At 33.6% G+C, this 23,994-nt stretch carries 18 protein-coding genes, 1 tRNA gene and 3 pseudogenes; 17 read left to right on the plus strand and 5 right to left on the minus strand.

Annotated elements, in window-relative coordinates; all coding sequences use genetic code 11:
- Positions 1–22 precede the first annotated feature (22 nt).
- The 10 genes and pseudogenes from ACZZ95_RS26155 to ypfJ all read left to right on the plus strand — a co-directional run bounded on the left by ACZZ95_RS26155 (position 23) and on the right by ypfJ (position 10,466).
- Entirely contained in the window at positions 23–1,216 is a 1,194-nt protein-coding gene (locus ACZZ95_RS26155) for an SH3 domain-containing protein (RefSeq protein WP_463471326.1), read from the plus strand.
- Between the two features lie 51 nt (positions 1,217–1,267).
- Positions 1,268–2,087: pseudogene (gene panB, locus ACZZ95_RS26160) on the plus strand (3-methyl-2-oxobutanoate hydroxymethyltransferase).
- A gap of 188 nt (positions 2,088–2,275) precedes the next feature.
- Positions 2,276–2,965 carry an RluA family pseudouridine synthase gene (locus ACZZ95_RS26165; protein ID WP_463471327.1) on the plus strand — a complete coding sequence of 230 codons (690 nt, stop codon included), beginning with the start codon at positions 2,276–2,278 and terminating at the stop codon, positions 2,963–2,965.
- A gap of 76 nt (positions 2,966–3,041) precedes the next feature.
- Positions 3,042–4,371 (plus strand): annotated as a pseudogene (locus tag ACZZ95_RS26170) (aldehyde dehydrogenase).
- 121 nt (positions 4,372–4,492) lie between these two features.
- On the plus strand, positions 4,493–5,194 hold the full coding sequence (locus ACZZ95_RS26175; protein WP_463471328.1) for a hypothetical protein: 702 nt from the start codon (positions 4,493–4,495) through the stop codon (positions 5,192–5,194).
- A 183-nt stretch (positions 5,195–5,377) separates the two neighbouring features.
- Entirely contained in the window at positions 5,378–6,193 is an 816-nt protein-coding gene (locus tag ACZZ95_RS26180; RefSeq protein WP_463471329.1) for a hypothetical protein, read from the plus strand.
- Positions 6,153–7,652, plus strand: coding sequence for a PAS domain S-box protein (locus tag ACZZ95_RS26185; RefSeq protein WP_463471330.1), 1,500 nt, complete (start codon positions 6,153–6,155; stop codon positions 7,650–7,652). The genes ACZZ95_RS26180 and ACZZ95_RS26185 overlap by 41 nt, the downstream gene beginning before the upstream one ends.
- A gap of 22 nt (positions 7,653–7,674) precedes the next feature.
- Entirely contained in the window at positions 7,675–8,241 is a 567-nt protein-coding gene (locus ACZZ95_RS26190) for a PAS domain-containing protein (RefSeq protein ID WP_463471331.1), read from the plus strand.
- Positions 8,213–9,433: a response regulator gene (locus ACZZ95_RS26195; protein WP_463471332.1), complete on the plus strand. Its 1,221-nt coding sequence runs from the start codon at positions 8,213–8,215 to the stop codon at positions 9,431–9,433. Before ACZZ95_RS26190 ends, ACZZ95_RS26195 begins: the two co-directional genes overlap by 29 nt.
- Positions 9,434–9,614: 181 nt before the next feature.
- The gene (gene ypfJ, locus ACZZ95_RS26200) at positions 9,615–10,466 is read left to right on the plus strand and encodes a KPN_02809 family neutral zinc metallopeptidase (protein WP_463471333.1); all 852 of its coding nucleotides are present in this window, start codon (positions 9,615–9,617) and stop codon (positions 10,464–10,466) included.
- A gap of 444 nt (positions 10,467–10,910) precedes the next feature.
- On the opposite strand, the gene ACZZ95_RS26205 is transcribed toward ypfJ, so the two are convergent.
- From ACZZ95_RS26205 to ACZZ95_RS26220, 4 genes are all read right to left on the minus strand, one after another.
- A tRNA-His gene (locus ACZZ95_RS26205) sits at positions 10,911–10,984 on the minus strand.
- Between the two features lie 66 nt (positions 10,985–11,050).
- The gene (gene bshB1, locus ACZZ95_RS26210; protein ID WP_463471334.1) at positions 11,051–11,767 is read right to left on the minus strand and encodes a bacillithiol biosynthesis deacetylase BshB1; all 717 of its coding nucleotides are present in this window, start codon (positions 11,765–11,767) and stop codon (positions 11,051–11,053) included.
- Between the two features lie 84 nt (positions 11,768–11,851).
- Entirely contained in the window at positions 11,852–12,919 is a 1,068-nt protein-coding gene (locus ACZZ95_RS26215; RefSeq protein ID WP_463471335.1) for a chorismate-binding protein, read from the minus strand.
- A 3-nt stretch (positions 12,920–12,922) separates the two neighbouring features.
- Complete coding sequence (locus ACZZ95_RS26220; protein WP_463471336.1) at positions 12,923–13,354, minus strand: PaaI family thioesterase; 432 nt, start codon at positions 13,352–13,354, stop codon at positions 12,923–12,925.
- A 305-nt stretch (positions 13,355–13,659) separates the two neighbouring features.
- Here ACZZ95_RS26220 and ACZZ95_RS26225 point away from each other — a divergent pair.
- The 5 genes and pseudogenes from ACZZ95_RS26225 (at position 13,660) to purL (ending at position 21,581) form a co-directional block, all read left to right on the plus strand.
- A pseudogene (locus ACZZ95_RS26225) lies at positions 13,660–15,169 on the plus strand (hypothetical protein).
- Positions 15,170–15,235: 66 nt separating this feature from the next.
- Positions 15,236–17,476 (plus strand): Ig-like domain-containing protein, encoded by a 2,241-nt coding sequence (locus tag ACZZ95_RS26230; RefSeq protein WP_463471337.1) that lies wholly within the window; start codon positions 15,236–15,238, stop codon positions 17,474–17,476.
- Positions 17,477–17,924: 448 nt separating this feature from the next.
- Positions 17,925–18,311 carry a hypothetical protein gene (locus ACZZ95_RS26235; RefSeq protein ID WP_463471338.1) on the plus strand — a complete coding sequence of 129 codons (387 nt, stop codon included), beginning with the start codon at positions 17,925–17,927 and terminating at the stop codon, positions 18,309–18,311.
- Positions 18,289–19,200, plus strand: a complete 912-nt coding sequence (locus ACZZ95_RS26240) for a hypothetical protein (protein WP_463471339.1) — start codon at positions 18,289–18,291, stop codon at positions 19,198–19,200. Before ACZZ95_RS26235 ends, ACZZ95_RS26240 begins: the two co-directional genes overlap by 23 nt.
- Positions 19,201–19,211: 11 nt before the next feature.
- Entirely contained in the window at positions 19,212–21,581 is a 2,370-nt protein-coding gene (gene purL / locus ACZZ95_RS26245) for a phosphoribosylformylglycinamidine synthase (RefSeq protein WP_463471340.1), read from the plus strand.
- A 214-nt stretch (positions 21,582–21,795) separates the two neighbouring features.
- On the opposite strand, the gene ACZZ95_RS26250 is transcribed toward purL, so the two are convergent.
- Entirely contained in the window at positions 21,796–22,053 is a 258-nt protein-coding gene (locus ACZZ95_RS26250) for a hypothetical protein (RefSeq protein ID WP_463471341.1), read from the minus strand.
- 386 nt (positions 22,054–22,439) lie between these two features.
- Between ACZZ95_RS26250 and ACZZ95_RS26255 the strand changes: the two genes are divergently transcribed.
- Both ACZZ95_RS26255 and ACZZ95_RS26260 read left to right on the plus strand, forming a co-directional pair.
- Complete coding sequence (locus ACZZ95_RS26255) at positions 22,440–22,754, plus strand: hypothetical protein (RefSeq protein WP_463471342.1); 315 nt, start codon at positions 22,440–22,442, stop codon at positions 22,752–22,754.
- A gap of 331 nt (positions 22,755–23,085) precedes the next feature.
- Entirely contained in the window at positions 23,086–23,982 is an 897-nt protein-coding gene (locus ACZZ95_RS26260; RefSeq protein WP_463471343.1) for an AMP-dependent synthetase/ligase, read from the plus strand.
- The last annotated feature ends 12 nt before the right edge of the window (positions 23,983–23,994 follow it).

Genomic DNA, 23,994 nt, shown 5'->3' on the forward strand with positions numbered 1-23,994 from the left:
GTACAAAACCAAAATTCACTTCATGAAAAAACTTTACTTTTTATTCTTTTTCTGCTCAGTTTTACTGCATTCTCAAGAACGTTATTTTCTGATTTCTGATACGAGATTATATACAGCACCAAATTCTTCTGCCGATTTTTTAGGCTATTTTAAATATGGAGCTGAAGTTCGTTTACTGGGTGAAAATCAAAATGGCTGGCGAAAAGTACAAGCCGATAATTTTAATGAAGGATTTATTGAGGATAAATATATTACCACAAGGCTTAATGCCAAGGATGTAAAAACTAAGGATCCTCAAAACCCAATATTAGCAGGCGGCGATGCTTATTACGGCGGAAACCATCTTTTTATTATAGTCGCAGGTCTTAAAGCCAGAGCGTTGCCCGATAAAAATGCAAAAATTAGAGAAATCCTTTTTATGGGTGATGCCGTTCCTGTAAATTATTTACCAGTAAATCCAGAGGAATGGGTAAATATTAACGGCAATTTTAACGAGGAATATGTAAAATATACTTTGCGGAAATTTCTTGGTGTGAGACCAAATTTTGATACGCTTTTAAAAGATTTCGATAAACTTGACATTAATGCTATTTCTGAACGCAAAACACTAAGCGAAAGAATTGTCGAAATGGCCTGGAACAGCGATTATTCTACATTAGTTCCTGCTTATCAAAGATATTCTGAAGTTGTCAAACAAATAAACGACCCAAAATTAATTGCTGAAACCGAATTGAATATGGCTTTAGCCAAAGGTTTATCCAATCATAAACAAATCGAACAGATTATTGCTTTTACACAAAAATCGTATTATTCCCTTAAAGGTTTTAAAACAAAATCAGTTTACATATCACAAACCGATTTGGTAAAAACTTTTGGAAATCCGCCTAAAAAAAACCGTATTTCAGACGAATGCGACCTTTACATAAGTGACTTATTTTATTACTATCCAGATTTGGAAGTTTCTGTAGATGAAAAGCAAAACAAAGCAGAAATTATTAAAGTTTTCATCAACGAAAACAACAAATTCATAATCAATCAAAATGCAGTTTTAGATCATCAGCTTACTGAAAAAGCTTTCATTGAAAAATATGGAACTTATATTGAAGCTTCTCTAAAATCGCCGCATAAATATTCTCTCATAATGGAAGACAGTCAGTTTAGATTAGAATTTAGAGACGGGAAACTATTTTCTGTCGAAATATTCTATTATTGCTGATTCCCAATTTACAATTATTCAATACTTTTACAATATCAAAAAAACAACAAAATGTCAGTAGCAAAGAAAGATTATAAAAGAATCACAACAAAGTCATTAATTGAAATGAAAAGCAATGGAGAAAAGATCTCTATGCTTACCGCGTATGATTATACAATGGCGAAAATTGTTGACACTGCAGGTGTCGATGTAATTTTAGTTGGTGATTCGGCATCAAATGTTATGGCGGGTCACGAAACGACACTTCCAATTACGCTAGATCAAATGATCTATCACGCTTCGTCTGTAGTTCGTGCTGTCGAAAGAGCTTTGGTTGTAGTAGATTTACCTTTCGGAAGCTACCAATCGGATCCTAAAGAAGCGTTGCGCTCTTCTATCAGAATAATGAAAGAAAGCGGCGGACACGCAGTTAAATTAGAAGGCGGAAAAGAAATTAAAGAATCAATCAAAAAAATATTACACGCAGGAATTCCAGTAATGGGACATTTGGGTTTAACACCTCAATCGATCTATAAATTTGGAACTTACAGCGTTCGCGCAAAGGAAGAAGAAGAAGCTGAAAAGTTAATTGAGGATGCTCAAATGTTGGAAAAAATTGGATGTTTTGGAGTTGTACTTGAAAAAATTCCAGCAGATCTAGCTAAAAAAGTAGCCGACAGTATTTCGATTCCGGTAATTGGAATTGGAGCCGGCGATGGTGTTGACGGGCAGGTTTTGGTTATTCATGACATGTTAGGAATGAATAATGAATTTAGTCCGCGTTTCTTGCGTCGTTACTTAAATCTTTACGAGCAAATGACACAAGCAATTGGTCAATATGCGAGCAGACGTGAAGTCTAGTGATTTTCCGAATTCTAGCGAACAATATTAATTTTTTCAAAGGTCCTAAGGTGCTAAGGGTCTGAGGTGCTAAGTTTTTTAGTCGCAAAGGTTCAAAGCTACAAAGGTTCAAAGGTTTATGAATTGCCTCCAGCTTTTAGCTGGAGGTCTATTTTTAATCCACTACAAGGGCTTTAGCAAATTTCTCAAAATCAGTAATTCTATAATCTAAAATCTATTTTGAAAGTAGTTTCTAATAAAGATAATCTCCAAGTTTTACACGAAGATAACCACATCATCGTGGTTAACAAACGCGTAGGTGATATTGTGCAGGGAGATAAAACGGGAGACAAACCTTTGTCTGATGTTGTAAAAGAATACATCAAAAATAAATACAACAAACCTGGAGATGTTTTTCTGGGTGTAATTCATCGTTTGGATCGTCCTACAACTGGAATTGTCGTCTTTGCCAGAACAAGCAAAGCTCTAACACGAATGAATGAACTTTTCAGTAATCGTGAAACTAAAAAAACCTATTGGGCTGTTGTAAAAAATAAACCAAAAGAAGTCACTGCTAAATTGGTTCATTATTTAAAAAGAAACGAAAAAAACAATACTTCAAAAGCACATTTAAAAGAAGTTCCAGACAGTAAACTAGCAAGTTTAGATTATACAATTATCAAAGAACTTCAAAATTATACAGCGCTGGAAATCAATTTACATACAGGGCGTCATCATCAAATTAGAGCGCAATTGTCTGCTATTGGTTCATCAATAAAAGGCGATTTAAAATACGGAGCAGACAGAAGCAATCCAGATGGAGGCATTCATCTACATGCCAGAAAGCTGACTTTTGTACATCCAGTTTCTAAAGAAAACATTACAATTATTGCTCCAACACCAGATGATGCGATTTGGAATGCTGTATGATTTTTATGATTTAATTCTTATTTTTTAAATTTATATCGATTAACTTGCATAGACTAAAAACAAGCTGATCGAAAAAATGGATTATAAAAGTGACATCGGGTATCGAAAAGAAACGCTGAAAAAGTTATTGTATAACATTCAGAAAAGCGAAGATTTAATTATCAAAGCGTTATACGATGACTTTAAAAAACCAGAGTTTGAGGCTGTTGTTACAGAAACCAATTATGTTATTTCGGATCTTAAAGCCGTGATTAAAAACATTAGTAAATGGGCAAAACCCAAACGTGTTTTTCCTTCGTCGCTCAACTTCCCTTCTACTGATCATATATACAAAGAACCTTACGGAAATGTATTGATCATTGCTCCGTGGAACTATCCTTTTCAATTAGCTTTATGTCCATTAATCGTCGCTGTAGTCGCGGGAAACAGAGTTACTTTAAAACCTTCCGAACTTACGCCGCACACTTCTGCCGTAATTGCAAAAATTATAGAAAAAACATTTCACATCAATCATGTGGAAGTATTTGAAGGCGGTGTTGAAGTTTCTAATAAATTATTAGCACAGCGCTGGGATTATATCTTTTTTACTGGAAGCGTTTCTGTTGGTAAAATCGTTGCAAAAGCCATCGCTGAAAATCTAACTCCCGTAACACTAGAATTAGGTGGGAAAAATCCTTGTATTGTTGATGAAACTGCAGATTTAAAACTGGTCGCAAAAAAGAATCGTCTGGGGGAAATTTATAAATGCAGGACAAACCTGTATTGCTCCAGATTATATCATGATTCAAAAAAACATGAAGGTCAATTTTATTACCTATTTAATTGAAGAAATCATTAAGGCGTACGGAAAAAAAATAGACAAATCTCCAGATTTTGCGCGTATCATCAATACCAAAAACTGGTATCGTTTGACCAATATGATCCAGAACGAAAATGTTTTGTTTGGCGGTGAAAGTGATGCTAATAAACTGTACATTGCTCCAACTTTATTAGAAGAACCAGATTTGGACAGTCCGGTTATGAAAGAAGAAATCTTTGGCCCAATACTGCCAATTCTTGTTTATGAAAACGAAAACGACATTGAAAAAGTAGTCAGCCGTTATGAGAAACCTCTTTCATTTTATATTTTTAGTGAAAATAATTCGTTTGTTAAAAAATTGATTAAAAAATACTCTTTTGGAGGTGGTCGCATTAACGATACAGTCGTTCACTTTTCTAACAAAAGACTTCCTTTTGGAGGTGTCGGACATAGCGGAATCGGTGCATACCACGGCCAGCTCAGCTTTGATACCTTTTCTCATCATAAAGCAATTGTAAAAAAAGGCAATTGGCTTGATTTACCTATGCGTTATGCGCCTTACAAAGACAAATTAGCCTCCCTTAAAAGAATTTTAGACTGGCTTTAAATTCGTTAAAAACTGTCCTGAATGTTTTGTAGATTTTTATACGGAATTGATTAAAAATATTATATTTACGTCAAGATATTATCAAATACTTGAAGTCTATAAAACAATTTTACAATCAAAAATGAAATCTACACTTGCCCAAATTGAGGACATTAAAAAAAATGGCTATTCCCTTGATTTTTCTAACGTTTTCAATCACGCGTTTGAAAACTATAAAAAAATAGCGCTTTATTCTGGACTTATCATATTAGTCTTCTCTATAATCGCGCTTATGGTTTACATGGGTGTTCTGATTGCTTATTTTGGAGTAGAAAGCCTTACTAGAGATTTCATAACAGAATTTAGCAACCAGAAGTTTACAGGCTTAGAACTTGTAATACAAACTGTTTCTGTTTCTGCAATAGCAGGAATAATAGCTCCTTTTAGTGCAGGTTTTCTAAAAATGGCCGATTGTGCAGATAGAGATGTTGAATTTAATGTCTCGACAATTTTCACCTATTACAAAGGAAGATATCTGGCCCAGCTTTTCGTAGTGGCTTTTATTCCCTCACTTATAGGAACTGCGCTTTCCAATCTTGTAGATAGTTACGATATATTGTATGTTGGAAATGTAATTTCGTTCATGGTATCGTATTTCATGTACTTGTCGATTCCGTTAATTATTTTCGGAAATTTGAATGCAGTAGACGCTATAAAATCAAGTATAATTATTGTTACTAAAAATCCGCTTAACATATTTGCCTTTTTTATCTTAGGTTTTATCGGCTCATTGATAGGTATTTTCGCGTGCTTGCGTGGGAATAATATTTACTGTAGTTTTTAACAGCTCGATGATTTATGCAACTTATTTTGCAATTTTTGGCATAGAAGAAGACGAGGATTCAATTGATTCAATTGGACAATCGAATGTAGATTAAAATAGATAATTCTTAAAAATAATAGAACCTAACCACTTCTTTTAAGAATTATCAAAAGGCTGTTTACTAAACCAACATACCCAAATTCTATGGTCGTATACTATAGTATTTCTAAATCGGTTATTGCAGGAATTTCCAGCATTGGGAATATCATGGAATCAATTATGACCGGATGGTATGTCTCTAATACGGATATTATTTTCTACAACAATCCTAAACTTATTGTATTAGGATTATCGCTCTTTGCCTTTCTTTCGCTGTTAGTTTACCAGTTTTTTAAAATTAAAGCTAAAATTGGTTATTTCATCGAAAAGAAAAAAGAACAAGAGACCATTAGTAAAGAATATCAGCTTTATATTTTATTTTTTGGTATTGCTGTTATTGTAATAGAAATTATTAACGAAATATTCAAAATCAGGCCTAAAAGCCTTTTATTGGTAAATGTTTCAATTGGTATTTCTGTACTTCTTATTTACGCGATAACCAATAAGATAAAATGGCTTCGAGATAAGATTCAGCAGATTTTTATTTGTTGCTTTTTCATTTACATGGCTTATGTAGCATTCAATATCGTTTCACTTTCTAATGATGTTGTTCCGATAATTGTTTTCTTAATCTCCTTTTTCTTTTCGTACGGAATTCTTAAACCAATAAAAATCTACTGGCTTTTTGTAGCGCTGACTTTTTTGTTTTTAATTACAACTGTAACTTTTCAGCTGATTCCTATAAAATCTTCCATTTTACTGATTAATTTCTGTATACTGATTTTCATAATCAATCAAGTAAAATATGCTGTTTTATTAAATAATCGTGACAATTTTAGGTTTGCAAGTGAAATTGTTCATAAAGGAAATTCACTTACAATTGCTTCCAATCAAAAAGGCGAAATTTTATTCTGCGACTGAAACTGTAACTTCTATTTTGGGTTATCAGCCAGAAGAAGTAATGGGATTAAAATTCTGGGAATTAACGCAGGATTCTGAATTTCTGGAAAAACTGGATCCGCTCAAAAACCAAGAAAATAAACTTTACATTAGAAAATTAAAAAGCAGTAATGGAGAGTTTAAATACATACAATGGAAAGACAAAAAATTCTCCGATGATTTAATTATCAGTATTGGTCAGGATGTTACAGAGCAGATTATTGTTCAGGATCAATATAAAAATCTTATCCAGACTGCAACCGATATTATTTTTGAAATTGATGCCGAAGGATATTTTACTTTCATAAATGAATTTGGGTTTTCCATTTTGGGTTATTCAAAAAAAGAAATTATTCAGAAACATTATTCCAATTTCATTCACGAAAATTATATCAAAAGCGCCGTTGATTTTTATGAAAATTTAGTTCTTAACGAGAATAATTACCCCATAATTGAAATTCCTATTTTGAAGAAAAACGGAGAAGAAATATGGATTTCTCAAAAAATTATTGTCCGCAGAAATGACTTAGGATTAACAACTGGATTCTCTGGAATTGCAAGAGATATTACAGAGAAAAAGAGTATCGAAAATGAGAAAAAAAGGCGTCTTAAAAAAATTGAATCCTATAATAATTCGACCAAAAAATTATCAACCACAGATTTTAGTAAATACGATAAACTAAATACAATTATTGATTTAATTATTAAAGAAGTCGCAGAAGTCAGCAATGCCAATCGCGTAAGTTTTTGGAAATACCACAAAGATCTTATCACCTGCAAAAATCTTTATAGTCTGGACAACCAAAACTTAAACGACAAAAACATTTTAAATAAAGAATCGTATCCTATTTATTTTGAAACTTTAAGCAATAAAGCAATTATCAACGCGCCGGATGTGTTCAATAAATTAGAAACATCTGAATTTGAAAAATTATATTTTACCAAGAATAATATCAAGTCAATGCTTGATGTTCCTATTTTTTTTACAGGACAATTGGCCGGCGTTGTGTGCTTTGAAAGTACCGAAAGAAAACGCGAATGGGACAATGAGGACATCAATTACGCTAGAACAATTTCTGATGTAATTTCGCTTGCTATTTCGTCACAAATGCGTTTGGAAGCCGAAAGGAAACTAGAATTTAAAAGTCAGCTTTTGTCTGCACTTTCGCTTTGTACAGAAAAATTCTTGTTGAGTAAAACAACGCATCAAATGTTTCAGGAAACGTATGATATTATTGGAAAAGTCGCCAAAGTAGATCATATGTATTACTACGAAAAAGATCCGATTTACAACACCGTCAGCCAAAAATACAAATGGTCTCGGGAAGGAATTGAACATCAAATTACGTCAGCGCGCCACATGACCGAAGAAAATTTAAAAGAGATTTATGAGGCGACGACAGCAAAGAAAAATCTTAAATACATTTACCAGAAAACTTGAAGAGGGATTTTTCAAAACGCTTTTGATAAATAACGAAATAAAATCGATTCTAATCCTGCCGCTTTATATCAATGATCTGTTTACAGGTTTTATTGGTTTCGATGATTGTATGAAAGAAAAAAAATGGTCTGAAGATGAAATTAATATCTTTCAGGTATTGGCCAACAACATTTCTTCTGCATTAGAAAGAAACCGAAATGAAACTAAAATCCTGGAAAGTGAGGAAAAATTCAAACTAATTGCTAACAACATTCCCGGAACGGTTTATTTATCGAAATTTGATGCTTTTTCTACTAAAATATTCCTGAATGACGAAGTTTTAAATTTAACGGGATATTCAAAATCTGAATTTATAGAAAACAATTTATCATTCCTGTCTCTTATTCATCACGATGATAAAGAAGAAGTTATAAACAACCAAATCGACAATCTACAAAAAGGAATGCCTTTGCATAACGTTTATAGAATTAAGCGAAAATCTGGCGAATATATTTGGGTTGAAGAGTTTGGAGATGTAATTAAAAGAGATGATGAAATCGAGTTTGTCGGTGGTATTTATTTTGACATTACAAACAAAAAAAGAAATTGAAGACGCTATAAAAGCCAAACAATTAGCGGAAGCAACAAATAAATCTAAGTCTGATTTCTTGGCCAATATGTCCCACGAAATTAGAACACCGCTTAACGGAATCATTGGTTTTACCCATTTATTGATGAAAACTGATCTTGAAGAAATTCAGGAAAAATACATGACAACGATTAATCAATCGGCACATTCACTGCTTGAAATTATAAATGACATTCTGGATTTCTCCAAAATCGAAGCCGGAAAACTAGAGCTGTTTATAGATCTTTATGATATCAAAAAAGTATTAGGACAGGTTTTCGATTTAATTGTTTACGAATCCAATCAAAAAAATCTGGAACTTGAACTGAATATTGATCCCGATGTCCCTAAATACATTTGGACAGATATTGTGAGAATTAAACAAATCTTGATTAATCTTCTTTCAAATGCGGTGAAGTTTACCACTGAAGGTTCTATAAAATTAAACGTCTCCGTCTTAGAAAAAAAGAAAAATAATAATTGTCTAATTCGTTTTGCTGTAGTCGATACCGGAATTGGTATTCTTGAAAAGAACCAGAAGAAAATTTTTAAAGCATTTTCACAAGAAGATAGTTCTACAACGAGAAAGTTTGGAGGAACAGGATTAGGTCTAACCATTTCAAACCAACTCCTTGCTTTAATGGAAAGTCGTTTACAGCTTGAAAGTAATATTAATGAAGGAAGTACTTTCTTCTTTGATTTAAACCTAAAAACGAGCAACCAAAGCATTAGCGATAAATATAACGCTGAACTTAAAAGTTTAAATATTGAATTGGATACCGATGACAACAAACCAAACGATAACGAAATTACGTTTTTGATTGTTGAAGACAACAAAGTAAACATGCCGCTTCTAAAAACAATAATTAAAAACCTTTATAACAATGCTTATATCTGTGAATGTGAAAATGGATATGAAGCGATTCAGCAATTTGAAAAAATAAATCCAACTATTGTTTTTATGGATATTCAAATGCCTATTATGAATGGTTATGAAACTACAAAAGCCATTCGGAACACCAAAAACGGAAGAGATATTCCGATAATTGCAGTCACGGCCGGAGCAGAAAAAGACGAAAGAAACAAATGTATTTCTGCCGGAATGGATGATTATATCTCTAAACCAATCATGAAAGGAACGGTTGAAGAAACATTAATTAAATGGCTTGGGTGATTTTTAGTTTTCACTTTCAGTCTCAGTCACCAGTCACAGTTTTCACTTCTAAACTTTTAAACTGGGACTAAAAACTAACTAAATATTTTTTAAAACATTCCTGATTCAATTGTGAAATTTATCATAAAAAATATATAAATTCGTACAACTAAATTTATAATAAGTTTAAAAAGAATTCAATATGAAATGGCTCGGTAGAAGACAAAGTGATAATGTAGAAGACAGAAGAGGTTTATCTGGCGGAAAAGTAATCGCCGGCGGCGGTGTTATTGGTATAATTATTTTATTACTTAACGTATTTGGCGGAGAAACTGGACAGCAAATAGCACCAATTCTAGAACAAATGCAAGGCGGACAATCTCAACAAACCGAAGCGCTGACTCCTTTAAGCAAGGAAGATGAAGAAATGGGGAATTTTGTAAAAGTTATTTTAGCCGATAACGAAGACATTTGGAGCAAAATTTTCGCTGAACATGGCATGACATACGAAAAACCAAAATTGGTTCTTTTTAAAGGCTCTGTACAAACGGCATGTGGCGGCGCATCATCAGCATCTGGTCCGTTTTATTGTCCTGGAGATCGTAAAGTCTATATGGATCTAGCTTTTTTTGAAGAATTAAAAACAAAATTTGGTGCTAAAGGCGGTGATTTTGCCATTGCTTATGTTATTGCGCACGAAATAGGCCACCATATTCAAACCTTACTGGGAACGTCTGCAAAGATGCGTCAGGAACAAGAAGGAAAAAGTGAAGCGCAAGCCAATAAATTATCAGTAGCCTTAGAACTGCAAGCCGATTTTTATGCTGGGGTTTGGGCACATTACAATCAAGAAAATTTAGATACTGGAGATATTGATGAAGCTTTAAGTGCCGCAAATGCAGTTGGAGACGATGCCATACAAAGTAAAATGCAAGGTCACGTGGTTCCCGATTCTTTTACACACGGAACTTCAGAACAAAGAATGTACTGGTTTAAAAAAGGCTTTAAAAGCGACGATATTAAACAAGGAACTACATTTGAGGAAATTCGATAATACATAAACCAAATATATTAACCACCAGAAAAGCACAACCTAACGGTTGTGCTTTTTTTATAAATTCCAAATTAGAAAAAATCCAAATTCCAAATACACACTAACTTTGTCAAAGTTTGAAATTTTGACAAAGTTACCCGCAAAGCCTTCGCAATATTTTTCATCCTGGCGCAAGGTAGGATCACACTAGAAACTCCACAATCAAAATCATTATAAAATTATCAATTCCCGAATCAATAATTAAAGCCTATTATACCTCACAAGGATAAAACCACAACTTATAATAAAATTGGAATTTGGAATTGGGGTTCGGATTTCGGATTTTGGAATTTTAGATTTTGGAATTTGGGTTTTGGAATTTGGAATTTGGAATTTGGGTTTTGGAATTTCCCCAAAGTTATAAAAACAAAAAAAGCCTTGAATTTCTTCAAGGCTTTGAATCTGGGTGGCTGACCGGGTTCGAACCGGCGACCCGCGACACCACAAACCGCTACTCTAACCAGCTGAGCTACAACCACCATTTTTGCTTAGCGAGTGCAAATATAGAACAAAGGTTGAGTTCTACAAAGAAAAAAATGAAAAATTTACAACAAATTTTCTAAGCTATTGACTGCCAAACACCTTTCAACTGTAAATCCTTCGGCAAAATCCTTCCCCACTAACCTTCCTAAGTCCTGCGCACGGTAATTTAAACTCTCAAAGAAGTTCTTACTTGTAATTGGTGTTGCAGGTTCTTTAGAATTCGGATCGTAAAATTGTGTCTTATATGCCGAAATCGCTTCTACCTTTTTATTCTCAAATCCTGTAATATCCACAACAAAGTCTGGAGTGATGTTTTTCCACTGAATATAATGATATACCACTTTCGGTCTCCAAGCTTCTTGGCTCTCTCCATCAATCGATGTTTCGATTTTCATTAAACCCGATAAAAAACAAGCGTCAGAAACTAACTTGTCGCCTTTTCCATGATCGATATGACGATCATCAATGGCATTACACAAAACAATTTCAGGTTTATATTTTCGAATCATTTTAATGACCTCTAATTGATGTTTTTCATCATTCGTAAAAAAGCCATCACGCATAGCTAAATTTTCGCGCACCACAACTCCTAAAATCTTTGCCGCATCTTTTGCTTCCTGATCTCTAATTTCGGCAGTTCCACGCGTTCCTAATTCGTCGCGCGTTAAATCAACAATACCCACTTTTTTTCCAAGTGATACTTCTTTTAAAATAGTTCCCGCACAACCCAATTCTACATCGTCTGGATGCGCACCAAAGGCTAATATGTCTAGTTTCATTATCTATATTTAAGTCACAGTTTACAGTATCAGTATTCAGTATCAGTAAAACTGAAAACTGAGACTGCGACTGTAAACATATTTTTAAGTTATTTTCAATACTCTTTTCATCGTCATTGATTTATTGACGCTTTCCTCCCATTCTTTTTCTGGAATACTTTCTTTTGTAACACCGCATCCCATATATAGAATCGCTTTATTTTCCTGAATCTGCATGCTTCGTAAATTTACGAATAAATCAGAACTTGCATTAGCTCCAGAAAAACTCATGTTTAGCTCGCCCAGAAATCCAGTGTAAAAAGTTCTATCGTAATTTTCTTTTTCGATGATAAATGCTTTTGCTTTTTTCTTCGGCAGACCACACACTGCTGGTGTCGGATGCAAGGTATCAACAACTTCTTCTAAAGTAGAATTATCATTTAAAACTCCCGAAATATCTGTTTTAATATGCCAGATCGATCCCGCTTTTAAACTATAGGGTTCAGAAACAACAACCGAAGCGGCAAATTCGCGAAGACGTTTTACAATAAAGTCAGTTACATACTGTTGTTCATCTTTTTCTTTTTGTCGCCAGACAATTTCAGTCTGCAAATTATCTTTCTGCGTTCCCGCCAAAGCCATGGTTTCAAAAACATTTCCATTTGCTTTCAGCAGTTTTTCTGGCGTTGCACCCATCCAAAGTCCGATTTTTGGATGAAAGAAACAATAACAAAAAGTCGCAGGATATAACTGCACCAAATGCTGAAAAGTTTCAAGGAAATCAAATTCAGACAAATGCACTTCTTCACTTCTTGATAAAACCACTTTTTTGAATTCTTCGTTTTTAATTGCCTGAATTCCCTGTGCAACTAAATATTCATATTGAAATTTAGCTTCAGGATCAAAACTCAAATCGTCAATTTCTATAGCTTCAAATGAAGTTGTTTCTTTTTCGGCAGTAATAATTTCCGATTCGTTTTCAGGAATTAAAATCAGTTGTTTTTCATCAAAAGAAGCAAAAACAAATCCTTTCTCGCTGTAATCAGAAACGTTGTATAAATTATTGTTTTGTTGTAAAATCCCAACAAGATCTGTAGTATTGGGTTTTGAATAAAGTACAAAAGGTAAGTTTTGTTCTTTATGATTTTTAATTCTTAAGAAAAATGGATTCATAATTTATTCCCTTTTCTTTCTATCCAAAACCATATTCGTCAATTTGCAAAGCGAAATCAAATTTCCAGCTTCATCTGTAATTTTAATTTCCCACAAATGAACCGTTCTGCCTTTGTGAATAATTCTGGCTGTACCAAAAACATAACCTTCTCGAATACTTTTAAGGTGATTTGCAGAAATTTCAATACCTCTTACCTCCTGCTCTTTCGGATCAATAAAAAAGAAAGAAGCAAGACTGCCAACACTTTCCGCCAAAGCTACAGAAGCGTCGCCGTGTAACAGTCCCATTGGCTGGTGAACACTTGGATTTACAGGCATTTTTGCAGTTAAAAAATCTTCTCCGGCATCGATATATTCTATTTTAAGCGTTTCCATCAACGTGTTTTTGGTAAACTCATTGCATCGCGCTAAAATCTGCTCTTTTGTGTAATTCATTAAAATAAACTTTAAAATCGTAAAATTAAAGAAAGATAAGACATAAATCTAAAAATCGGTCCCGAAATTTCGGGACTAAAATTAAAAATCAATCTTAAACATGTAAGTTTTTTGTTATTTTTACAAAAAAACAATACGATGTAAATCTTTGGCCGAAGATTATTTTTTTTGCCACAGATTGAAAGGATTTAAAGGATTTTAAAAACATAGCCACCAATTACATTAATTTCCGCGAATTTAATTTGAGAAAATTTGAGAAATTCGTGGCAAAAAAAAACCTTTATTCTGCAGTAAAAAAAACAGCAATGCGTCAATACTTTATACTTTTTATCTTCGGAATAATTCTAGCTTTTAGTTCGTGTAGAACTGACTTTGATACCGTTGCCAGTTCTGGAGATTTAAAGTTTTCAAGAGACACCGTATATTTGGATACTGTTTTTAAAAACATTGGTTCAAGCACTTATCAGTTAAAAGTTTACAACCAAAGTAAAAACGACATTTCAATTCCAACTGTACAGTTTAAAAAAGGTTTAAACTCAAAATACCGAATGACGGTTGACGGAATGTCTGGAACTAACGGAAAGATATTCAAAGATGTTACGCTTTTAGCAAAAGACAGTTTGTATATTTTTATAGAAACAACCGCAGATATTACAGACGCTGATCCGACAGATTTTTTATATACCGATGAAATCCAGTTCGACAGCGGCGCCAATCTTCAGGAAGTTGCTTTGGTAACACTGATTCAAGATGCTGTTTTTTTATATCCAAACCAAAATGCAGACGGAACAAAAGAAAAAATCAAAATTGACGGTAAAGATGTGGACGGATTTTATTTAAGTGAAAATGATGCCGTAAACGGAAACGAACTAATCTTCAACAATCAAAAACCGTACGTAATTTATGGATACGCCGGAATACCTGAAGACAAAACTGTAATTTTTGACGCGGGAGCGAGAGTTCACTTTCACGCTAATTCTGGTTTATATGTTGGTAATAATGCTTCGCTTCAAATTAATGGAACAGCTTCAAAAACTGACAAACTAGAAAATGAAGTTATTTTTGAAGGAGATCGCTTAGAATCGTTGTATTCAGATATTCCTGGACAATGGAAATCGGTTATTTTTTCTAACGGAAGCGCCAATCACTCCATTAATCATCTAACTTTAAAAAATGCAGTTATTGGTTTAGATTTTCAGAATCCGTCGAATACCGTTGAAATTAAAAATACACAGCTTTACAATTGTGTCGAATACGGAATTTTAGCCGAAAACACTCATATTATTGCCGAGAACATCGTAATCAATTATGCAGGCATTGCAAGTTTATCCTGCGTTTACGGCGGTAATTATACTTTTACGCATTGTACTTTTAACAATAATTGGTCAAATCCTTCGCATTTTGCTGTTACTTTAAGTAATAGTTTAAGCGGTAAAACTCCAGAAACAAATGCGCTTACCAATGCCACTTTCAATAATTGCATTATTTACGGTTCAAATTTTAATGAATTCAATTTGAATAAAAGCACAAATGCTCGCGTTCGTTTATCAGCTAAACAATTGCTTATTAAAATTTGGAAGCACTACAAATCCTGATTATCAATTTAAAACGGATACACAACATTATAATCAGATTATCTTAAACGAAAATCCGAATTTCTATAATACAGCTCAGAATAAATTCAATATCGATAAAACCTCTACTGCTTTCGCGAAAGGGAATCAGGCATATATCGTTCCGTTGGATATTTTAGGAGTTACGAGAACTTCTCCTCCCGATTTGGGTGCTTATCAGAGTCAAGATTTTCCGAAGTAACGATATTGTAAAAAAATAATAAATCTCTTTAAGTAATCTTCTTTTTATAAAAAAGAATCTCCAATTATGCTGAAAAAATTATTCTTATCCATACTATTTCTTATTACCCTTATAGTACAAGCCCAATATACCACAATACCAGATAAAAATTTTGAACAAAGATTAATTGATAGAGGATTTGACTCTGGTCGTATAGACGGAAAAGTTCTAACTTCAAGAATAAGCACTATCACTTTTTTAGATGTTGGATATGCAAACATCTCTGATTTAACAGGAATTGAAGATTTCGTAGCATTAGAATACTTTTGGTGTGATCAAAACAATTTGACCACCTTAGATTTCTCTAAAAACATTGCTTTAAAGAACTTAGAATGTCAAATAAATAAATTAACAAGTTTAAACATTTCAAAAAACGTCAATTTAGAAAGTGTATGGTGTCATGAGAACAAGCTCACTTTTGTCGATTTTTCTAACAATTTGAAATTACATACCATAGAGTGTGATACAAATGAAATGACTAGTATTGATCTTTCAAAAAACATCAATTTAAGAACTTTAATAACAAGCCGTAATCCGTTAAATAATTTAGATGTTTCAAACAACATAAATTTAGTTCAAATTTATTGTTCTTCTAATGGCTTAAAAACTTTAGATATTTCAAAAAACACCAAACTTGTTTATTTTCGCTGTGACACCAATTATCTAACAGAATTAGATGCTACTAAAAATATTGCCTTAAAACAATTTAGCTGTAAAGACAATCGTTTAACCTCTTTAAATTTGAAAAACGGTTTTAACACCAATTTTGATGTTAGCTTTTTTCTCTATTGTTCATTCCTTCAAAATCCTGATTTAAAATGTATTGCCGTCGACAATGTAGCATATTCTAACTCCAATTGGGCTTCAATAAAAGATGTAGTCGCTACTTACACAGATATGTTAGATGCATCACCGGCAATAAACTCGCCTCAGCAATTTTGTATTCAAGAAAATAAAACTTTAAACGATATTGCCTTACAAGTTGGCTTAAACTTAAAATGGTATACGGCTTTAACAGCTGGAACTTCTTTACCTGCAAATACATTGCTCGTAAATGGAACTAAATATTATCTTGCCCAAATTCTTAGTGGCTGTGAAAGTGAAAGAACTGAAATTCTAGTAAACATTCAAGAAACACTTTCTCCTCAAGGTCTACAAAATCAAAGTTTCTGCATCTCACAAAACAGCACTTTAAACTCCATTTTTATCACTGGCACTAATATAAAATGGTATGACCAACCCACAAATGGAGCTCTTGTTTCCGCAACTTCCTCATTAATTGATGGAAAATCATATTATGCTTCTCAAACTTTAAATGGGTGCGAAAGCAGGGATCGTTTAGAAGTTACTGTTTCGATCGTTACAGATTTACCAACTCAAAATTATGAAGAACTTATTTGTGACGAATTGAATGATGGAACTCAAAGAACAAATTTAGACGATTATAAAAACCTACTTTTAACAGGCTCAGGAAACTACACTCATAAAATTTACAAGAGTTTGAATGGAGCCGAAAACGAATTATCAGCTGATCAAATTACCAATGGAACAAACTATGACTTAGCTTTAGGAGAAAACATTTTTTTCTTTAGAATCAGTAATGGTTCGTGTTACAAAGCGACAAAATTAAAACTAAGCTTAATTACTTCTCCCTCAATCACGCTTAAGGACACTTACAGTATTTGTGACGGAAAAAGTATATCTATCCAAGCAGATTTAGGTTATGACGAATATCTATGGTCTGATGGAAGCACTGATTCAAAAATTTTGATTTCACAAATTGGAAAATATACTTTAAAAGTAACTCAAAAGCATGAAGATTTAAGTTGCACTTCAATAAAAGAGTTTGAAGTTACAGCAGCAAAAACTGCCGAAATAAAAAACGTTACTTCAGAAGAAATAAACAATGAGATAAGTAAAATTACTGTTTTCACTTCTCAGAATGGTGATTTTGAATATTCTATTGATGGAGAGAATTACCAAGACAATAATGTGTTCATTGGCAATTTTCAAGGCAGACAAACGGTCTACGTAAAAGATAAAAATGGATGTGGTACTGATATTGGATATGCTTATTCAATAAAATATCCAAAAGTTTTCACCCCAAATGGCGATGGTTATAACGATAATTGGCAGTTGCTTTTTACCAATGATGAACCTTATTTAGTCGCTAAAATATTTGACCGTTATGGGCGCTTATTGAAAGAATTAAAAAATAGTTATGATAGTTGGGATGGAACTTTTAACAATAATCAGTCTGCCTGCTGATGATTATTGGTTTACTGTCGAGTTAAGCAACGGTAAAATACATACAGGTCATTTTGCTTTAAAAAAGTAATTAAAAGACAACCTTTTTTTGATGTTTTGTCATATTTACAGAAGAAATTCTTTAAAAATACATTTCCTATTGATGATTTCATTTCGTAAATTTTGCAGAATGGTTTTTAGGAAGATTTAAAATTCAAAACCTTAATTCAATATTTAAATTTTATTTTTTTTCCGGTCTAATAGCAATATAGCAGATTATTAGGTTCTATATTTTTTTAGTAAATCTTTAAATTTTACAAAAGTTCAAAAACTATTGATTCTGCGTCTTTTTGGTAGAAAAAATGCAAGAAAAAAGCAATTTCATTTTTTTTGAAAAGAGATGGTTTCCAAATTTGCGCTTACTATTTATTTACATTAAATTTGTACCTCAATACAACAAACACACAAAATGATCCATTTCTTTGAAAACCAAAGCAAAACTGTTTTTGCCGTACAAACGGAAAACGAAATTTCAGCTCAAGACATTTCAAAATTAAATTGGCTTTTTGCCGACTCGCATAAGATCGAAAAATCCGCATTGACGGGTTTTTTTGTTGGTCCACGCGCTACAATGATTACACCTTGGAGTACAAACGCTGTAGAAATCACTCAAAACATGGGTGTTTCAGGTATTATCAGAATTGAAGAATTTCATCCAGCAATGGCTGAATTCAATGATTTTGATCCTATGCTTTTCCAAAAATTCAATGAATTAGATCAAGAAATCTTCACTATCAACATTCAGCCAGAGCCAATTCTGGAAATTGATGATATTGCGAGCTTACAACAAAGTTGAAGGTTTAGCTTTAAGCGAAGAAGAAGTAGAATATTTAAATAATCTTGCTTCAAAACTAGGAAGAAAATTAACGGATTCTGAAATCTTTGCTTTCTCACAAGCAAATTCAGAACACTGCCGTCACAAAATTTTCAACGGAACTTTTGTTATTGACGGTGAAGAAAAGGAAACTTCTCTTTTCAAATTAATCAAAAAAACATCTCAGGAAAATCCTAACGATATTGTGTCTGCTTACAAAGACAATGTTGCTTTTGTAAAAGGACCAAAAGTGCGACAATTTGCACCAAAAACAGCTGACAAACCTGATTATTACGAAATAAAAGAATTTGATTCTGTTATTTCATTAAAAGCAGAAACACACAACTTCCCAACAACAGTGGAACCTTTCAACGGAGCCGCAACTGGTTCTGGAGGAGAAATTCGTGACCGTCTTGCAGGTGGTCAAGGTTCATTGCCATTGGCTGGAACTGCTGTTTACATGACATCTTATTCTCGTTTAAACAACGACAGAAAATGGGAAAATGCTGTTGAGGAAAGAAAATGGTTGTACCAAACACCAATGGATATTTTGATCAAAGCTTCAAACGGGGCTTCTGATTTTGGAAATAAATTTGGTCAGCCTTTAATTACAGGTTCTGTTTTAACTTTCGAACATCAAGAAAACGACCGTAAAATTGGTTACGATAAAGTGATCATGCAGGCGGGAGGAATTGGTTACGGAAAACTAGATCAATCTATCAAACAAAAACCACAAGAAGGCGACAAAATCGTAATTCTTGGAGGAGAAAATTATAGAATTGGAATGGGCGGTGCTTGCGGTTTCGTCTGCAGATACTGGAGCTTTTGGTTCAGGAATAGAATTAAATGCTATTCAGCGTTCAAATCCTGAAATGCAAAAACGTGCTCGCAAACGCCATTCGTGGTTTGGTAGAAAGCGATCATAACCCAATTGTTTCTATTCACGATCACGGAGCTGGAGGACACTTAAACTGTCTTTCTGAATTGGTTGAAGAAACTGGAGGTTTAATCGATTTAGATAAATTACCTGTTGGAGACCCAACTCTTTCTGCAAAAGAAATTATTGGTAACGAATCTCAGGAAAGAATGGGATTGGTTATTGGTCAAAAAGATATCGATACATTACAAAGAATTGCCGACAGAGAGCGTTCGCCAATGTATCAGGTTGGAGATGTAACGGGAGATCACCGTTTTACTTTTCAATCGAAATCAAATGGTTCAAAACCGATGGATTACGCTTTAGAAGATTTCTTCGGAAGTTCTCCAAAAACGGTTATGAATGACAAAACTATCGACAGAAAATATGCGACCGTTTCTTATTCAGCTGATGATTTCGAAAGTTATTTAAAAGATGTTTTACGTCTAGAAGCTGTTGCCTCAAAAGACTGGTTAACAAACAAAGTAGACCGTTGTGTGGGCGGAAAAGTAGCAAAACAGCAAAACGCAGGTCCGTTACAATTGCCTTTGAATAATGTCGGCGTTATGGCTTTGGATTATTTAGGTAAAGAAGGAATTGCGACTTCTATTGGCCACGCTCCTATTGTCGCTTTGATTGATCCGGTTGCAGGAAGCAGAAATGCTATTGCCGAATCGTTATCAAACATTGTTTGGGCGCCAATTAAAGATGGTTTAGGCGGCATTTCATTGTCTGCAAACTGGATGTGGGCTTGTAAAAATGAAGGTGAAGATGCTCGTTTATATGTCGCTGTTGAAGGTTGTTCAGAATTTGCAATCGAATTGGGAATCAATATTCCAACAGGAAAAGATTCACTTTCGATGAAACAAAAATATCCAAACGACGAAGTAATTGCACCGGGAACGGTTATTATTTCGGCTGGAGGAAATTGTACAGATATTAGAAAAGTAGTTGAGCCTGTTTTACAGAAAAACGGAGAATCTATTTATTATATCAATTTGTCTCAGGATGATTTCAAATTAGGAGGTTCTTCTTTTGCACAAATTAGAAATACAATCGGAAACGAAACTTCTACTATAAAAGATGCGAAGTTCTTCAAAAATGCTTTTAATACGATTCAGGAATTAATCGGCGAAAGCCAAATTTTAGCAGGTCACGATATTGGAAGCGGTGGATTAATTACTACTTTATTAGAATTGTGTTTTGCTGATGTGAATCTTGGAGCAAAAATTGATTTCAGCGCTTTTGCGGAAAAAGACTTATTGAAAATCCTTTTCGCTGAAAACATCGGAATCGTTTTCCAAGCAAAATCTGATGCGACTGTTGAAGCTAAATTAAGTGCAAATAATATTGAATTCTTTAAAATTGGTTCTGTTCAAAGCAAATCAAGTTTGGAATTTGGAATTTATAATTTGGATATTGCAGAATACAGAGACATTTGGTTTGAAACTTCTTATTTATTAGATCAAAAACAATCTAAAAACGGAACTGCAAAAGCACGTTTTGAAAATTATAAAAATCAGGCTTTAAATTATACTTTCCCAGCTCACTTTACTGGTAAAGCTCCTGTAATCGATGCTTCAAAACCAAGACCAAAAGCCGCTATTATTCGTGAAAAAGGAAGTAATTCTGAGCGCGAAATGGCAAATGCAATGTATTTGGCAGGATTTGACGTTAAAGACGTACACATGACAGATTTAATTTCTGGCCGTGAAACATTGGAAGATATTCAGTTTATTGGTGCTGTCGGAGGATTCTCTAACTCTGACGTTTTAGGTTCTGCTAAAGGTTGGGCTGGAGCATTTTTATACAATGAAAAAGCAAAAACAGCCTTGGATAATTTCTTCAAAAGAGAAGATACTTTATCTGTTGGAATTTGTAACGGATGCCAGTTGTTTATGGAATTGGAGGTAATTAATCCAGAGCATGAAGTTCACGGAAAAATGCTTCATAATGACAGCCAGAAACACGAAAGTATTTTTACTTCTGTGAAGATTCAGGAAAACAATTCGGTTATGTTATCGACATTAGCTGGAACTACATTAGGAGTTTGGGTTTCTCACGGAGAAGGTAAATTCAATTTACCAATGGGAGAAGAAAACTATAACATTGTTTCTAAATATGCTTACGAAGGATATCCTGCAAATCCAAATGGTTCTCATTATGATGTAGCAATGCTTTGCGATAAAACAGGAAGACATTTGGTTACAATGCCTCATATTGAGCGTTCGACTTTCCAATGGAACTGGGCACATTATCCAAAAGATAGAGATGACGAGTTTACACCTTGGCACGAAGCTTTTATCAATGCCAGAAAATGGATTGAGAAAAACTAAAAATATATTTTTAACTAAAAGCGCCCGAATTATCGGGCGCTTTTTTTTTGCCACGAATTACACGAATTTTCACTATTTAACTATTAATACAAAAACAGTACTTGCTTAAAGAGTTTGATTTTGTAATATTTTAAAAAAAATTCGTAAAAATTCGTGTAATTCGTGGCAGGAAAAACATCCTGACGCTATCCCCAATAGTCAGGACATTATTATCTTAATCTTTAAAAGCTGATGCAATTCCGGTAACAATATTGGCGGTGCCAAAAGCAAATAATCCAGAAGCAATTGCCGTTTGTCCAGAGAAGAATTGACTCTCTCGAATTACTAAGCTAAAAATTGTTCCTCCAGCCAATCCGGCAATCAGGCCTAAGCCAATTGTCGAAATAATCCACCACGGTTCTGGTTCAGGAATTGGCGGTTTTTTCAAGAATTTTCGCCACCAGCCTGGGTACTTTGTACCGCACCAGCCCATAGCTAAGAAAAAAAGCAGTTTCCATAATAATTTGTTTTATATGTTGCCTACTCATTTGCTTTTCGGCTTCCGCATTAAATTGAAGTAAAAATACAGAAGGCTGATTGGGAATTAACAAGGTAAATTACCGTTTTTAAAAGGGGAAAAACACGGTATTTATTAGTTTACTTAAATCTTTATTTTTCTGTTAAAATTAAACTATATTCGCTTTAAGAAAATCAGTCGCTAGATTTTTTTGAGCCCAAAAACATTAAACCTACATAGAATGAAAATTTTAAAATTACTTTTAATCTGCAGTATCTTTTTCGTCGCAAAGACAATCACACGCCCAAGTTCACGTAGATCAAATTACACACAATTCTAAAGAGCGTTATATTACGACTACAATGAACTATCCAGTTGCTGGAACCTTTGCACCAATTGGCCAAAAACAACCTATTACGGTATTAAATCCTGACGGAACAGGTTTTATTCAGGCAGAAGATTTAAGCAAACAAAAAATCAATTGGGGAATCGAATGTACAGAAGAAGGTGTTCCTGTTTTTAAGGAAGGCTTTAATAGTGCTTCGTACACATTTTGGTACCGTCCAAATGATGGTGAGGAATGGTATTACTCTCAATTTTCTATTCATTTTGCTAAGAAAAAAATGTTCTTAATGGGCGAAAGAGTAAAAGAATATGAAGATTACAACGTTCAATAATCTGCCAAAAAACGGCTTACTATTAAACATTTCTCGATTTTTCTTAAAATTTACTATAAAAAAGAAAACGTTTTCGTTGATTTTTAATAGTCTATATAAATTTTCCCATAAAATTCCATAAAATAAAAAATTATACCTAAATTTTATTTAATTTTGCAGTAAAATTCAATATATTAAACATGGTTTCAATCACACGCCTTTTTGATTTTCCCTATTATCAACAAGAAACTTACAATCTCCAAGTTGCTTTGGCAACGAAAAAAATGGAGTTTGGGAAAAAACATCCACCCAAGAATATATTGCAAAAGCAAATGCTGTTTCGAGAGCATTATTGCGCATGGGCGTTCAGAAAGATGATAAAATTGCTTTAATTACTTCAAATAATAGAAGCGAATGGAATATTATGGATATTGGTATTTTGCAGACAGGTGCGCAGAATGTTCCTATTTATCCAACCATTGCTGAGGAAGATTATGAATATATTTTAAATCACAGCGGCAGTATGTACTGTTTTGTTTCTGATGATGAAGTATATCAAAAAGTGCAGGCGATTAGAGCTAATGTACCAACTCTAAAAGAGGTTTATTCTTTTAATGAAATTCCAGGCTGTAAACACTGGTCGGATTTATTATTATCAGGAGAAGACGAAAGCAACCAAAATGAAGTTGAAGCCAGAAAAGAAAGCATCAAAACTGATGATTTGGCTACAATTATTTATACTTCTGGAACAACAGGAAAACCAAAAGGTGTAATGCTTTCTCATAAAAATATTGTTTCAAATGTTTTGGACAGTGCGCCAAGAATTCCGTTTGATCCAGGAAAAAGTACCGCTTTGAGCTTCTTGCCAATCTGCCATATTTTTGAGAGAATGATTTTGTACATCTATCAATATTATGGTGTTTCGGTTTATTTTGGAGAATCGATTGAAAAAATTAGCGATAACTTAAAAGAAGTTCGACCAACAGTTATTACTGCTGTTCCGAGACTTTTAGAAAAAGTATACGATAAAATTTATGCTAAAGGAGCTGAACTAACAGGCATCAAGAAAAAACTATTTTTCTGGGCTATTGATTTAGGTCTAAAATACGAACCGTACGGAGCAAATGGTTTCTGGTATGAATTTCAATTAAAAATCGCCCGCAAATTGATTTTCAGTAAATGGAAAGAAGGTTTGGGCGGTAATTTAGATTTAATGGTTTCTGGAAGTCGTCTTTACAACCTCGTTTAACGAGAGTTTTTG

The sequence above is a fragment of the Flavobacterium sp. AC267 genome, from assembly GCF_979258715.1.

What these genes read in the sequence shown, in the direction of transcription:
- ACZZ95_RS26215 (WP_463471335.1), bottom strand. Translation starts at nt 12,919, where the DNA reads ATGAATCCATTTTTCTTAAGAATTAAAAATCATAAAGAACAAAACTTA.
- ACZZ95_RS26255 (WP_463471342.1), top strand. Translation starts at nt 22,440, where the DNA reads ATGAACTATCCAGTTGCTGGAACCTTTGCACCAATTGGCCAAAAACAA.
- ACZZ95_RS26235 (WP_463471338.1), top strand. Translation starts at nt 17,925, where the DNA reads ATGATCCATTTCTTTGAAAACCAAAGCAAAACTGTTTTTGCCGTACAA.
- ACZZ95_RS26250 (WP_463471341.1), bottom strand. Translation starts at nt 22,053, where the DNA reads ATGGGCTGGTGCGGTACAAAGTACCCAGGCTGGTGGCGAAAATTCTTG.
- ypfJ (WP_463471333.1), top strand. Translation starts at nt 9,615, where the DNA reads ATGAAATGGCTCGGTAGAAGACAAAGTGATAATGTAGAAGACAGAAGA.
- ACZZ95_RS26180 (WP_463471329.1), top strand. Translation starts at nt 5,378, where the DNA reads ATGGTCGTATACTATAGTATTTCTAAATCGGTTATTGCAGGAATTTCC.
- bshB1 (WP_463471334.1), bottom strand. Translation starts at nt 11,767, where the DNA reads ATGAAACTAGACATATTAGCCTTTGGTGCGCATCCAGACGATGTAGAA.
- ACZZ95_RS26220 (WP_463471336.1), bottom strand. Translation starts at nt 13,354, where the DNA reads ATGAATTACACAAAAGAGCAGATTTTAGCGCGATGCAATGAGTTTACC.
- ACZZ95_RS26175 (WP_463471328.1), top strand. Translation starts at nt 4,493, where the DNA reads ATGAAATCTACACTTGCCCAAATTGAGGACATTAAAAAAAATGGCTAT.
- ACZZ95_RS26155 (WP_463471326.1), top strand. Translation starts at nt 23, where the DNA reads ATGAAAAAACTTTACTTTTTATTCTTTTTCTGCTCAGTTTTACTGCAT.
- ACZZ95_RS26230 (WP_463471337.1), top strand. Translation starts at nt 15,236, where the DNA reads ATGCTGAAAAAATTATTCTTATCCATACTATTTCTTATTACCCTTATA.